We start from the raw sequence: 13,066 nt of genomic DNA on the forward strand, positions 1-13,066 counted from the left end.
AGGTGGTCACGGGCTGCTTAATGAGTCGGGACCCCCGCCCTGATCGGCCTCTCCCTGCCTGGTCTCACCAAGCGGCAGAGCGAGATCGCGGTGCTGGCGGCGCAGAGGCTGACCAACCGCGAGATCGCCGAGCGCCTGGTGGTCTCGATCCGCACGGTCGCCAACACCTCTACACCGTCTACGAGCGCACGGGCGTCCTCGCCGGGACGTCCCCTTTGCCGGAGGGTTGGAGGTCGTCGCGGAGGTTCTGCACTGCCGCGTGCCGGTCGGAGAGCTGGCGGGCGATGCGGCGGTGGCGTGAGGAGTTCGATGCCGCGCTGGCGGATGCCCAGGCGCTGGGGCTCAACCGGGGTGCGTCGTCGCAGCAGATGAGGCCGGTCATCGGCTCTGGCTCTTCGGTCGGGTCAGCGCCGCCCTGGCGGGGGAACGTGGACCCAAGCCATGCCAGCGGCCTGAGCAGCCTGGATCCCGTTGTCGGCGTCCTCAAAGACCAAACAGTGCTTCGGGTCGACGCCCAACTGCTGGGCTGCTAGCAGAAACGGGTCCGGGGCGGGTTTAGCCCGCGGATACTCGCCGGCGCAGACCATCACCTCGAACTTGTCGAGCAGTGCCAGGGCGGTCAGCGTAGCCGTCACCGACTCACGACTGCTACCAGATACGACAGCGAACGGGATGCGTCCGAATTCAGCTTCGATGTGCTCGAGCACGCCGGGCACTGCGGTCAGCTGGGGCAGCATCTCCTGGCAGAGCTCCTCACCGCGGCGAGCGACGGCCAGCACCGGCATGGTCAGCCCCTGTCTTGCATTGAGGTCGGTGATGATGTCGACCACCGCCCGACCGCCCCACGCGTAGAACAGTTCTTCGGAGAACTCACATCCCCACTCGCTCAACGCCTGCTGCCAAGCGAGAAAGCGCAGCGGCATGGAATCGGCTATGGTCCCGTCGCAGTCGAAGAGGTAGGAGCCGACCTCACCGGGGGGAAGACTCAAGATCACCGGGCTATTTTATCGGGAGGCTTTGACCAGCACCCGGTAGGCGGTGTTGTTGCACTTGAACTCGATCGCGGCCAGCAGCTTGGGCAGCATCCGCCGGTAGTAGTTCGCATACGAACTGGTCAGCATCGTCCGCATTTGGGCCGGGGACACCTTCGGGAGCGGAGGGCCGAGAAGACCCACCCGGAGTGTGAGACTCACGGCCTGTTGTGATCTCCAAGAAGACCTCGCCCGGCGGCGCGTCCGCCGCCGCGGGCGGGCTGCGTAGTCACGGAGGGGGCGGTTGACCAGCGCGACGGCGACGACGGTGAGCGCGGCGTCAGGCGCCGAGGGTGCGGACGCGCTCCCAGGCCGGGTCGCGGTGCAGCACGACCTCCGTTCCGTCCAGCAGCTCGTCCGGCGCCGACACCATCACGATCTCGCCCGCCGCCTCCATGTCCAGCAGCAGGTCGCGCACGCGCGGTCCGACCGGCAGCCGTCCCACGGGCAGGTTGAGCACCGACCTGACCGTGTCGGCGATCTCCGACAGCCGGAACGGGCCGCGCGCCTGCCTGACCAGGTCGCGCACCACGGGCAGCGTGATGAGCTGCGCGGCCTCGTCGTGCGCCAGCTGCCAGATGAGCTGCTCGCGGCGGCGGCCGGTGCCGGCGCACGCGCGGCAGGGCCTGGTGTAGCCGGGTACGATCTCCTCCTCGGCGGTGCCGAGGCAGGCCGTGCACCGGTCTCGCTCCATCGCGAGCAGTTCGTCGGAAACACTGTGATCTGTCATCACCGCACACCCTACTAAAACATGCATAACCTACAGTGTTTGCGGGTTTTTTTGCGCGGTGCGACACTGGCCTCATGAGCCCGATGGAGGCCGCCGAGCAGGCGGCCCGGTGGATTCGCGCGTGCGGGATCGACGACGGCAGAGGCCGCCACTGGCGGGCCGGAGAGCGGCCGGCGCTCCCGCACCGGCCCGCCTCGCTCTACTCGGGCGCGGCCGGCATCGTGCTGTTCTTCCTCGAGCTCGCCGCCGCCACCGGCGACGACTCCTATCTGGAGGACGCCGAGCAGGGCGCCCGATACCTGTCGGCCGTCTGGACCGAGCAGAGCGACCCGACCTTCCACGACGGCCTGGCGGGCGTCGTGTTCGCGCTGATGGAGTCGGGCTGGGCCATCGACGACTCCTTCACCCGCGCCGCCGCCGGCGCCGCCGACCTGCTCGCCGCCGCGGGGCCGGCCTGGACGGGAGACCCGAGCCAGCGCGGCGACGGCGGCATCATCCTCACCCTCCTGCACGCCTCGGCCCTGCTCGGCGAGCCCGCCTACGAGCGGGTCGCCGTCGAGGCGGGCCTGCGCATCGCCGCCCTTCCCGTCCCCGGCCACCGCTTCGGCGCGCAGCCGCCCGCCGACCTGCCCGTCGACGCGGTCACACCCGGCTTCCTCTCGGGTACGGCCGGCACCGCGTTCCTGCTGGCCCGCCTGCACGCCGTGACCGGCGACCCCCGCTTCCTCGAGGCGGCCACCAGCGGAGCGGGTTTCGTCCGGGCGGTCAGCGAAGTGACGGGCTCGTGCGCGCTCGTGCCCCACCACGTGCCGCAGGGCCGTCACCTGCACTACCTGGGCTTCTGCTCGGGCTCGGCGGGGGTGGCCAGGATGTTCCACGAGCTGGGCGACTCCGACTGGGTGGACCGGCTGGTCCACGGCATCCTCACCAGCGGCGTGCCGTACCGGGAGACTCCCGGGTTCTGGAACGTCATGTGCCAGTGCTGCGGCGCGGCGGGGCTGCTGGAGCTGTCCGTCGGGCTGTGGGAGCGCGACGACTGCCGCGCGTTCGCCCGCGTGCTGGGTGAGCACCTGGTGCGCGCGCAGCGCGACGGACGCTGGTGGCAGGCCTACCGCAGGCTGCGGCCGCGCGAGATCACCGCCGACACCGGCTACCTGGTCGGCGCGGCGGGCATCGGCGCCGCGCTGCTGCACCTGGACGCGGCCGAGCGCGGCGACGCACGCAGGCTGATCCTGCTGCCCGACAACCCCTTCCCGCTGGCGATGCGGTCAGCACAGCCGTGAAGGGGTGCGCTCCACACGCTCCGCGCCCGCGCCGAGCAGCGACCTGGTCAGCGCCTGCGCGTCGCCCGACATCGCCTGGAAGGCGGTGTCGAAGTGGTCGTCGGTCAGCGCGTGGTCGCCCGCCCTGATCGCCAGCATGATCACCCGCCGCAGCAGCTCCTTGACGAAGGCGCCGGTGGCGCCCTCGGTCGCCGCGACCACCTTGGCGACGTCCGCCTCGATCGGCCGGCTGCGGGCGTAGAGGCGGACCAGCCGCTCCCTGTCCGGCGCGGACGGCGGCGGCACCTCCACCGCCAGATCCACCCGGCCGGGCCGCTGCACCAGGGCCCGCTCCAGCGCCTCCACCCTGTTGGTGGTGAGCACGAACGACACGTCCGCGTCTCCTGAGATGCCGTCCATGGCGTCCAGCAGCGAGAACAGCAGCGGAGAGGTCTCGAACTGGCTGCGGTCCTCGGCGATGAGGTCGACGTCCTCGATCACCACGATGGACGGCTGCAGCTTGCGGGCGAGCGCGACCGCCAGGTCGAGGCGGCGCATACCCGGGCCGGACATCAGGATCGCGGTGTGCTCGCGCAACCGGCCCACCAGGTAGCGCACGGTGTGGGTCTTGCCGGTGCCGGGCGGGCCGTAGAGCAGCAGGCCCCTGCGCAGGTGCTGGCCGGCCGCGACGAGCTGCTCGCGCACCTGGGCGATGCCGACGATGTGGTCCTCGACCGCCTCGAGCCGGCCCTCGGGCAGCACCACCTCCTCGGGGGTGAGCTCGGGCCTGGGCAGGAAGGTGAGCAGCTCGTTGTCCCTGTGCTCGCTGAAACCGAAGCTCAGCACCTGCCCCCTGAACGGGTCGTGCAGGCGCTTGAGCCGCTCGACCTCGTCCCGCACCGCCGTGGCGGCCGCCCGCGACACCGACAGCACGGTCAGCAGCGAGTGGCCGTCGTACTCCTCGACGTTGCTGACCACCATCACCACCGGCGAGCCGTCGGGCGCCACCGTCTCCACCAGGCCGAGCTGCATCACCTCCATGCTCTCGGCGGGCCCGATCGGCGCGGTGCCGTAGTCGGGCCGGCCGAGCAGGCGGCTGCCGTCGCGCATGGCGTACAGCAGCATGTTGATGACGCTCTCCCAGCGGCGCTCGCCGCCCACCACGCCGAACCACCGGGCGCCGGGGGAGTGGGCGGCCAGGTAGCGGTCGGCGCCGATCTGGAGGCCCGCGTGCTCCCACAGGCGGTACTTCTCCTCCACCACGACCACGTCGCCCAGCGTGCAGCCGAGGTGGCCGGTCACCCTGGCCACCAGCGGCGAGGCGGCGTTGTCCTCGGCGATCTTCGTCGAGACCGCGTCGTAGACCTTGGCCAGGTTCACGGCGAGCGCGTGCGCGGCGGCGTGGTCGATGTTCGTCACCCGATCACTGTGACAAACTCCGGGCCGGTCGGGAATGAGTAGCCGCTACTCAGCCGCTCGAAGGGGACGCCTTCGGCGATGCCGGCAACGATCTGATGACTCCGCTACCGTCGCGCGGGGCCGGCGGGCAACGATGGACGCGTGAGCCTGCCCCGCGTCCGCGTCGTCGTCGAAGACCAGTGGGTGCGGGTGGTCCATGAGGGCACCGTGCTGGCGGGGCCGTACGAACTGGGGCCCGTCGAGGCGCGGGAGGAGTGCTCCTCGGCCGCGGACGTGGCGGCCTACGGCAGGGCGCTGTTCGACGCGCTGCTGGCGCCCGCGTGGCCGGCCGTGACGGCGCTGCCCGAGGTCCGCGCGGCCGGCGGGGCGGAGCTGGCGCTGGTGTGGCCGGCGGGCAGCGACCTGCACCGATGGCTGTGGGAGGCCATGCACGACGGCGAGCACCACCTGGCCGCCAGGCCCGACCTGCTGCTGGCGATCACCAGGCTGGTGCCCGGCGGCCCTGCCGTGCCGGAGAGCGCGGCACGGGCGCCGAGGGTGCTGTTCGCCACGGGCGCCGCTCTCACCGACGAGGTGATCAGGCCCGGCGCCATGTTCATGGGACTGCTGCGCGCGCTCGACGCCGACGGCGTGGCCGTCACGCGCGTCGCCCACGTGTCGGCCGACGATCTCGCCGAGGTGTGCGCGAGCTTCCGGCCCGACATCGTCCATCTGGTGGCCCACGGCTCCGTCGACGAGGACGGCGAGTCGGTGCTGATGCTGCGCGGCTCCTGGGCGGGCGCCGCCGAGCTGGCCGCCGCGCTCACCGCGGGAGGACCGGTACGGGCGGTCGTGCTCGGCGCCTGCCACAGCGGCGCGGGCTTCGCCGCCGAGCTGGTCGCGGCGGGCGTCCCACTGGTGTCGGCGATCGCGGGCGAGATCAGCGAGCGGGCCTGCCGGCTGTTCGCCCGCAGGCTGGCCGGCGCGCTGTCGGGCGGCGAGCCCGTCGTGGCGGCATCGGCCAAGGGCCGCAGGGCCGCGCTGATCGGCACCCCTCGCGACCACCTCGACTGGGCCAGGCCCGCGCTGTTCGTGGCCGAAGGGCTCGACGCCACCAGGCCGCTGGTCGACGCCTCGGCGGGACGGCGCCTGGTGCGCTGGGCCGACGAGCTGAGGCTGCGCCACAAACCCCTGCACATCGGCCGCGAGCGCATCCTCGACCAGGTCGACAGGCTCTTCACCGACGAGCTCGGCCTGCTCGTCGCCTGCCGCGACGGCACCATCCGCAGGACGGGCGGCACCAGGCTGCTGCGCGAGGCGGGCTTCAGGCTGCTGCGCGACGGCCACGTCCCGCTGTTCGTCGGCCCCTTCAGCGGCACGGCCCCGCAGAACGCCCGCGAACTCCTGCGCGAGCTGTACTTCCTGGCCGCGGAGGCCGCCGAGACGCTCGGCGGGCCCCCACCCCGCGTGTACGGCAGGCAGCCCGGCGGCTTCGACGAGGCCTTCGAGTGGATCGACGCCCTCGGCGACCCCGACCCCCGCGCGGCCCGCCGTACCCTGGCCGCCGATCTGGCCGCGCTCGGCGACTCCCTCGCGGGCCTGTGCGAGCCGTTCGGCCCGCACACCCGCGTCGTCGTGCTCATGGACGGCCTGCACGCCTTCGGCGACGCGCTCACCGCGCTGCTGGCCATGATCCGCGCCACCGGGCTCGGCACCGCGCAGCGGCCCGTCCCCGTGGTGGCCACCGCCTCGCTCACCGAGGACCACGGCCGCCTGCTGAAGTCCTTCAGCGAGAGAGAGGCGGGAGCGCCGGGCTTCGCCTTCCCCGAGCTGACCGCGCTCGGCGAGGAGGAGGCGGTGCTCGGCTTCCAATGGGTGCTGCTGCACCCGTGGCGGCGCGACAGGGAGCCTGAGTACCGGCGCGTGTACGTGACACCCAAGCACGTGCCGCCCGCGAAGATCCGTGAGGGACTGCGGCTGCTGAAGGGCGACCCGACGGTCGTGGAGGACAAGCTCTACCTCGCCGCCCAGCTGATGACCCTGCACGAGCTGTTCGTCACCGACGACGACGAGGCAGCCTACGCCGACTACCTGGAGCGGTTCGGATGAACTCGCTGGAGCAGGAGCTGGCCAGGCGCGGCGCCGAGCTCCTCGAACGCCGCCTGTCCGGCTTCGACCCGCGCCTGCTGGCCAGGCTGGCGCTGCTGCCCGAGTGGACGGAGGACCTGGCCAGAGCCGTCTCGCTCACCGGCGAGCCACTGGCCGAGCTGCTCGAACGCCTGGAGGGCCTCGGCCTCGTCGAGAGACGGCGGGTGCTGGGCGCCAGGGGGCGCCGGCAGGAGGCGTTCTGGGTGCGCTCGGGCGTCCGGGCGGACCTGGCCAGGCACGTGCGCGCCGTGCTGGACGAGGAGTGCGACCGGCTGGAGGCCGCGGTCGGGGCGATCTCGCCGCTCTCCCCTTCCGCGCAGGCGTGGCTGCTGGCCGTACGGCTGCGCGTCGAGCCCACCGGCCTCGAGCTGGTCGAGACCGTCGACCGCCACATCGAGGACGGCGACCTGGCCGCCGCCTCCCGCCTGGTCACCGCCGCCGAGGTGCTCGGCCAGACCCTCGGCGGCCCGCTCGCCGACGCCGCCCGCCGCGCCGCCTGGCGGGTCGACCGGCTCGCGCGCGCCACCGACGACCTGGAGCACCTGCGCCACTACCTGCACCGGCAGGAGGCGGAGCAGGCGCTGACCGAGCTGATCCTCGGCGAAGGCGAGCAGTGGGCGCTGCACCTGCTGGGCGGCGGGGGCACCGGCAAGACGATGCTCGTGCGCCACCTCGCCTCGGGCCGGTTCGCCGCCGACCGCGGGGTGCCGGCCTTCCCCGTGGCCAGGGCCGACTTCGACCACCTCGACCCCCGCTATCCCGAGCAGCGCCCCGGCCTGCTGTTGCACACCCTCGCCGACGAGCTGCTCGGCTACGGCACGCACCGGCGCACCACGCACGCCTTCCGGGCCTTCGAGGACGCCTCCTTCACGCTGGAGGAGGAGCTGGGCAGGACCGCCCCCGACCGCTCGCGCGTCGAGGCGCTGCTGCGCGACCTCGCCACGGCCTTCGCCCGGTTCGTCGCCTCCCTGCCGGAGCCCGTCGTGCTCGTCCTCGACACTTGCGAGGAGCTGGCCAAGCTCTACCCGCCCGGCGCTGCCGCGCCCGGCATCGAGCACACGTTCCTGCTGCTGGAGCTGCTCAGGGCCGAGCTGCCGCACTTGCGGGTCGTGCTGGCGGGCCGCCGCTGGCTGGTGCCCCCGCCCGAGCCGCTGACGGCGGGCCCGCTGCTGAGCGACCGTCCCTACGTGCGGGTGCTGCAGCTCGGCGGGTTCACCGAGGACGAGGCCGGCAGCTATCTGGCCCGGCGCGCGCCGGGCCTGCCCGCCGGCCTGCGCGCCGCCGTGCTCGCCAGGGCCGGGCAGCGCGGCGACGGCCGTTACAACCCCTTCGAGCTGGCCGCCTACGCGCACTGGGCGGCCGTCGAGCCCGACCTCGACGCGCGCGAGCTGCTGGAGGCTCCCGGCGACCCCTACGTGGAGCGCCGCATCGTCGGGCGCGTCCTGTCGGCCGACCTGCGCGTGGCGCTGGCGGTGGCCGCCGAGCTGGGCCGCTTCGACCTGGACCTGCTCACCCCGGCCCTGTTGCGCCATGGCATCGATCCAGGGCCCGCCTTCGACGCGCTGGCCATGTACGACTGGGTGAACGTGGTCGCCCTGGGCGCCGACGGCCGGGCCAGGGTGATCGAGGTGGACGAGCACCTGCGCGACCGCCTGCGCGCGGTGCTGCCGCCCGCCGACCCCTCGCAGCTGGGACGGGACGCCGCCGCCGTCATCGACGCCACGCCGCTGCCCGAGCTGCCGGTCGAGACGGTCGAGGCCGCGGTGCGGCTGCTGCCGCCCGCCGAGGCGGGCGAGCTGTGGGAACGGCTGGAGCGGCGGATCCTCGACGGTGGGCACTGGGGATGGGCGTTCCAGGTGTGCGTGCGGGTGGCGGCCGTCGAGGAGGGCCGGGAGGGCGACACCGTCCTCGCCGCGATCCTGGCCACCCAGGCGGCCGCGGCGGCCCGGGGCAGGCGTTCCGACCAGGGACTGTGGGCGGTGGTGGCCGAGCACGCCGCCCGCCATCCGGATCCCCGGACCCGGCACGACCTGCGCACGAGGGCCCTGCTCGGCCTGGGCGCGGTGGGCGGCGAGGCCGGCGCGGCGACCGCGTCAGGCCTGCGCCGGATCGCCGACGACCTCGACCACGCCGGCCACCAGCTCATCGGATCGGTGGTGGCCGCGCTTGAGGCCGCTCCGGTCCGGGTCTCGTGGGCCGGCCTCCTGCTCGAGAACCTGCTGGAGGTGCGGGACCAACCCGCCACGGCCAACGCGGCGGCGGCGGTCCTGGCCGTCTCCCAGGCACTGTCCGGCGACGAGGCGGAGGAGGCGGCGCGCTTCGCCGAGCTGGCGCTGACCTTCGCCGAGCTGCCCCCCGGCCCTCCGCTGCTCGACTGGGAGCCGCCGGGCGACCTCCTCGACCGCTGTCGCAGGGCCCGGCTGGAGGTGGCGATCAGGTGGGGCGAGCCGCTCGACGCCGTCCCGTGGGAGCGCTGGCGCGCCGAGGCCCTGGCCGCCACGGACGGAGACGGCCTCGCGGCGCTGACCGTGGCCTTCGAACTCGGCCACCGCAGGATCACCGGCGACGTCCTCGACGAGCTCGGCGCCCGGCCGCCTGGCCCCCTCAGCGTGGAGCTGGCCTGGGCGTGGGCGGTGGCGGGCGCTCCGGAGCGGGGCAGGCAGCTGCTGGAGCGGTGCGTCGAGCACGCGATCAACGAGGGCGACGCCGACCTGGCCGAACGGGCCAGGGTCGCCCTGCTCGGCCTGGCCGCGCGCTGCCGTACGACCGCCTGGGTGCCCGAGGCGGCGCGCATCGCCGCCGCCGGCACCGCCGCCGAACGGGCCGCCGCGAGCAGGCTCGTGGCCCTGATGTCCGGCGGGCGGGCCGACCCGCCCGAGCCCGTCGCCACCGGCGCTCCCGGCAGGAGGGGCCGCGCCCTGCTCGCGGCGGCCCAGCACCTCGTCATCGCGGACCCCTGGCGGGCGGTGACCCTGCTCGCCGAGGCGGAGGGCCTGCTCGCCGAGGCGCAGGACGAGGACGGCGCCAACCAGGCGCTGGTGCTGCGGGTACTGACCGAGGCGTTCTCCGGCGCCCGGACCAGCCCGCAGGCCGTGGTGGACAGGACGCCGTTCTTCCTCAGCGTGCCCGAGTCCGTCGAGGGCTCGCAATGGCCACAGCTCGCCAGGGCCGCCGAGGGCGTGCGGCGGGGGGAGACCAGAGGGCCCGTGCTCGACCGGGCCAGACGGCTGCTGTTCGGCGCCGAGCCGTCTACCTCCCGGCCACACCCCGCCACGAGCAGAGGGATGCTCTGGCGGCTGGGCGCGGCCGTGCTGTACGCGGGCTCGGCCCTCGCCCTCGGCCTGGGCGCCATGGTCGGCCTCGGCCCCGCGGAGGGGATGGAGGTGGTCTCCTACCTGCTCCTCGCCGCCCTGGCAGGGGTCGTCGCCGTGGGCCTGGTGACCAGCGGGAAGGAGAACGGCAACGTCGTTCTGCTCCTGCTCGGCGCGTGGGCGGCGGGCGCGGCCCTGGCCCTCGCGGCCGCCGCCCTGCCCCACGGCTGGGTGAGGGGGACGGCCTTCGCCGTGTCGTTCCTGCCCGCCGCGCTGGCCGGCGGCGCCTACGCGTACCTGTGGTCGGTGGTCCTGCGCCATCCACCCGTCTACCAGCTCAGCGTGGACGAGGAGGGCGTCACCGTGTCCGAGCCCGGCTCGGTCAAGATGCTCGACGGCGGTCTCACGGGTGCGGCCGGTCGCTATGTCCGCGCCCCCGCCACCCTCCGGCACGCGGCCATGCGTGACGACGGGTCCATCACGTTCGACCTGGTCGAGCCGCCCGGCACGGGCCCCGTCCCCATGGCGGTGCGGCCGTCGCCGGCGGCGGCCGACCGGCACTGGGAGCGCCGCCTGGCCGAGGCCGTGCCGCCTGCGGTGCGCGACAGGCTGGTCGTCTACCGCGAAGGGTACGGCGAGCGCGCGTCGCGGCGGGCATGGGTGGCCGCGCGCAAGGAGGCCTACCTCGGCCCCCCGCATCTCGCCGCCGGCAGGAAGGCGCCGAGCGCGCGCGGCGGAGCGTTCGGCTACCGCCTGCTCCACCTGGTCGGGCAGGTCGTCGAGACCGCCGCGGGACCGCGGCTGCGCGTCGCCGACGCGGCCGCCACGACCATCTCCAAGCGGGTCAGGAAGGGCGAGCGCCTGATCGGCCCCGAGCTGGAGGACGCGATCGGCCTCGTCGTCCTGCAACCTGAGCCCGACGAGCGGCCGAGGGGACTGGGCGGGAGCAGGGCGGGCTTCCTGGCCGTCGCCGCGCGGGCCTTCTCCCAGGGCGCGCAGGCCGTGCTCGTGCTGCCGACGCTGACCGACGACGTCGCGGCCGCGGTGACCTCGGCGCTGCGAGCGGGCTACCCCGACGGGTGGCGCCAGCCGTACCCGACCGAGCTGCTCGGCCTGGCGCTGGAGGTCAAGCGGATCCTCGGACCCGAGCTGGCCGACGAGATGGTGGTGCTGCTCAAGACCCGCTGACCACTATCCCTACGTGAGCGTCGCGGGCAACCCGAAGGCGCGGCAGGATCTACGAGATGGCGCTCGGTCTCGACGACCAAGACTGCGTCACCTGAGCCTGGTCCGCACCACCAGATCGTGCACGGCGGCGTCGACGCTCGCGGCCTCGGGCAGCCGGGAGGCGGCCATGGCCTGCTCAAGCTCGGCCGTCAGCCGCGCCACGTCCTCCTCGGCCGTCGCGGAGGTGGCCAGAGCGGGCGCGGGGGCGTGCTCGGCCTCGCGCTTGGCCGCCACCAGCTCGGGCAGGTACCCGGGGACGTAGCCGAACAGCCTGGTCAGGTCGGCCTCCAGCGCTCCCGTGCGCATCAGGTGGATGCCGGTGGCCAGCACCCTGAAGGTGTAGAGCAACGGCTTGAGCTCTCCCGTCTTGCCGAACAGCCGCCACTGCGTGCGCGCGAAACCGAGGTAGTGGTGGCCGTGGTTGCGGGTCACCAGGCCGGGCGCGAGCGAGACCAGCTCCTCGTGCACCGGCGAGGAGGCCACCACCAGCGGCGACAGCAGCTGCTCCAGCACGTAGCCGTTGCGGCGCAACAGCAGCCGGCAGAACTTCAGCAGGTCGTGCGTCACCAGGTCGACCTCGACGCCCGAGCGCAGCCACGACCTGTCGATCGTCTCGTCGCCGGTCCGCAGCCCGACGATCTCCTCGACCGGCAGCACGTGCACACCGCGCAGGTCCACGTCGGAGTCGGCGGAGGGGAAGCCGTACAGATGGGCGCCGCTGACCGTCGCGAAGGCCAGCGGGTACGGCTGCTCGCGCGGGATCTGGTCCAGCCAGGGGGGAAGCGTCACAGGTTCGCCCTTCGCACCTCGATGAGGAACTCCTCCACCTTGTCGCGGTCGGGTGCCACAGGAAGCGCGCTGCGGGAGAGCGCCGCCTCGAAGGTGTCCATCAGCGCGGCCCGCCACCGCTGCAGCTCCTCCCACGGCACCAGCCCCTGCCGTACGGCCAGCAGCCGCTCGCGCCGCTCGCTCACGTCGACCAGCGGGCAGCCGTGCTCGACCAGGTGGATGCCGCTGAGCAGCAGCCTGATCATGTGCATGGCCTGCTTCCACTTGGGCGCGGCCGGATCCAGGCGGCGGAACTGGGCGTCGGCGTAACGGGCGAACGTGCGGTGCGCCAGCTGCGACACGAACGCCTCGCGCAGGGCGAGCAGCCGCGACCCGGTCGGCGTGGCGTGCTCGACCAGCGGCGACCACAGCGTCTCCAGCACGGTCGGGTTGGCGTCGAGGGCCAGCGAGCAGAAGCGCTCCACCTCCCACGAGAACTGCTCGGGCAGCGGTCCGTCGCGATGCGTGGGCGGCTTGTCCAGCCGCCAGAACGCCTCGGTGGGCACCACGAACACGCCCCGCCGGTCGGTGTCGGAGCCGGGGGTGTCCAGGCCGTAGGCCCGTGACCCGACGATCACCGACAGGATCAGGTCGTCGCTCACCCGCTCGCCCCCAGCCCGCTGATCGGATCGGCGGCGCCGATCCCGCGCACGTCGCCCAGCCGGCCAGCGTACAGGCGGAGACCGGTGCGGCGGCGGGCAGGTCCACGTTCAGGGGCCACCCTTGGTCGTGCGCGGCACCGGGTCGCTCCGGTAGCGTCGCCTGATATGGCCAGGCTCAAGGACGTCGTGTTCGACTGCCGTCACCCCGCCTCGCTCGCCAGGTTCTGGGCGGCGGTCCTCGACGGCTACCGCGTCGCGCCCTACGACGGCACCGAGCCCTTCGACCCCGAGGACGACCCCACGGTGCTGGTCGAGGGCGGCTCGCCGAGACTGTGGCTCCAGCTCGTCCCCGAGGGCAAGGTCGTCAAGAACCGGGTCCACCTCGACGTCCGCTGCGACGACCTCGAGGCGGAGTCGCGGCGGCTGACGGCGCTGGGCGCCCGCGTCGTCGAGTACGTCGAGGACTGGATCGTGATGGCCGACCCCGAGGGCAACGAGTTCTGCCTCCAGGGCCCCTGACGCTTGCGCG

Annotated in this window: 11 protein-coding genes; 5 read left to right on the forward strand and 6 right to left on the reverse strand. The window is 73.7% G+C overall.

What is annotated here, in order from left to right; translation table 11 throughout:
- Window positions 1–54 precede the first annotated feature (54 nt).
- On the forward strand, window positions 55–372 hold the full coding sequence (locus tag H4W81_RS49985; RefSeq protein ID WP_420538750.1) for a LuxR C-terminal-related transcriptional regulator: 318 nt from the start codon (window positions 55–57) through the stop codon (window positions 370–372).
- A gap of 32 nt (window positions 373–404) precedes the next feature.
- Here the strand turns inward: H4W81_RS49985 and H4W81_RS11960 are convergent, their stop codons facing one another.
- From H4W81_RS11960 to H4W81_RS11965, 3 genes are all read right to left on the reverse strand, one after another.
- Window positions 405–995, reverse strand: a complete 591-nt coding sequence (locus H4W81_RS11960; protein WP_192774875.1) for an HAD family hydrolase — start codon at window positions 993–995, stop codon at window positions 405–407.
- A gap of 9 nt (window positions 996–1,004) precedes the next feature.
- Complete coding sequence (locus H4W81_RS48495; RefSeq protein WP_264083150.1) at window positions 1,005–1,130, reverse strand: hypothetical protein; 126 nt, start codon at window positions 1,128–1,130, stop codon at window positions 1,005–1,007.
- Window positions 1,131–1,311: 181 nt separating this feature from the next.
- Entirely contained in the window at window positions 1,312–1,761 is a 450-nt protein-coding gene (locus H4W81_RS11965; protein ID WP_192774876.1) for a hypothetical protein, read from the reverse strand.
- A 74-nt stretch (window positions 1,762–1,835) separates the two neighbouring features.
- Here H4W81_RS11965 and H4W81_RS11970 point away from each other — a divergent pair, with 74 nt between their 5' ends.
- Window positions 1,836–3,044, forward strand: a complete 1,209-nt coding sequence (locus H4W81_RS11970; RefSeq protein WP_192774877.1) for a lanthionine synthetase LanC family protein — start codon at window positions 1,836–1,838, stop codon at window positions 3,042–3,044.
- On the opposite strand, the gene H4W81_RS11975 is transcribed toward H4W81_RS11970, so the two are convergent.
- Complete coding sequence (locus H4W81_RS11975; RefSeq protein WP_318781687.1) at window positions 3,030–4,442, reverse strand: AAA family ATPase; 1,413 nt, start codon at window positions 4,440–4,442, stop codon at window positions 3,030–3,032. The two genes, H4W81_RS11970 and H4W81_RS11975, sit on opposite strands and share 15 nt — an antisense overlap.
- 141 nt (window positions 4,443–4,583) lie before the next feature.
- Here H4W81_RS11975 and H4W81_RS11980 point away from each other — a divergent pair, with 141 nt between their 5' ends.
- Window positions 4,584–6,530, forward strand: a complete 1,947-nt coding sequence (locus tag H4W81_RS11980) for a CHAT domain-containing protein (RefSeq protein ID WP_192774878.1) — start codon at window positions 4,584–4,586, stop codon at window positions 6,528–6,530.
- Window positions 6,527–11,068, forward strand: coding sequence for a hypothetical protein (locus H4W81_RS11985; RefSeq protein WP_192774879.1), 4,542 nt, complete (start codon window positions 6,527–6,529; stop codon window positions 11,066–11,068). Before H4W81_RS11980 ends, H4W81_RS11985 begins: the two co-directional genes overlap by 4 nt.
- A gap of 87 nt (window positions 11,069–11,155) precedes the next feature.
- On the opposite strand, the gene H4W81_RS11990 is transcribed toward H4W81_RS11985, so the two are convergent.
- Both H4W81_RS11990 and H4W81_RS11995 read right to left on the reverse strand, forming a co-directional pair.
- The gene (locus H4W81_RS11990; RefSeq protein WP_192774880.1) at window positions 11,156–11,896 is read right to left on the reverse strand and encodes a nucleotidyltransferase domain-containing protein; all 741 of its coding nucleotides are present in this window, start codon (window positions 11,894–11,896) and stop codon (window positions 11,156–11,158) included.
- A complete protein-coding gene (locus H4W81_RS11995; protein ID WP_192774881.1) occupies window positions 11,893–12,537 on the reverse strand; it encodes a nucleotidyltransferase domain-containing protein in 645 nt (214 codons plus the stop codon). The genes H4W81_RS11990 and H4W81_RS11995 overlap by 4 nt, the downstream gene beginning before the upstream one ends.
- Window positions 12,538–12,702: 165 nt before the next feature.
- Here H4W81_RS11995 and H4W81_RS12000 point away from each other — a divergent pair, with 165 nt between their 5' ends.
- Window positions 12,703–13,056, forward strand: coding sequence for a VOC family protein (locus H4W81_RS12000; protein ID WP_192774882.1), 354 nt, complete (start codon window positions 12,703–12,705; stop codon window positions 13,054–13,056).
- Window positions 13,057–13,066: the final 10 nt, after the last annotated feature.

The organism is Nonomuraea africana (assembly GCF_014873535.1).
Taxonomy (GTDB): domain Bacteria; phylum Actinomycetota; class Actinomycetes; order Streptosporangiales; family Streptosporangiaceae; genus Nonomuraea; species Nonomuraea africana.

Coding starts and splice junctions, on each gene's coding strand:
- H4W81_RS48495 (WP_264083150.1), bottom strand. CDS start 1,130: ATGCGGACGATGCTGACCAGTTCGTATGCGAACTACTACCGGCGGATG.
- H4W81_RS11965 (WP_192774876.1), bottom strand. CDS start 1,761: ATGACAGATCACAGTGTTTCCGACGAACTGCTCGCGATGGAGCGAGAC.
- H4W81_RS11970 (WP_192774877.1), top strand. CDS start 1,836: ATGAGCCCGATGGAGGCCGCCGAGCAGGCGGCCCGGTGGATTCGCGCG.
- H4W81_RS11985 (WP_192774879.1), top strand. CDS start 6,527: ATGAACTCGCTGGAGCAGGAGCTGGCCAGGCGCGGCGCCGAGCTCCTC.
- H4W81_RS12000 (WP_192774882.1), top strand. CDS start 12,703: ATGGCCAGGCTCAAGGACGTCGTGTTCGACTGCCGTCACCCCGCCTCG.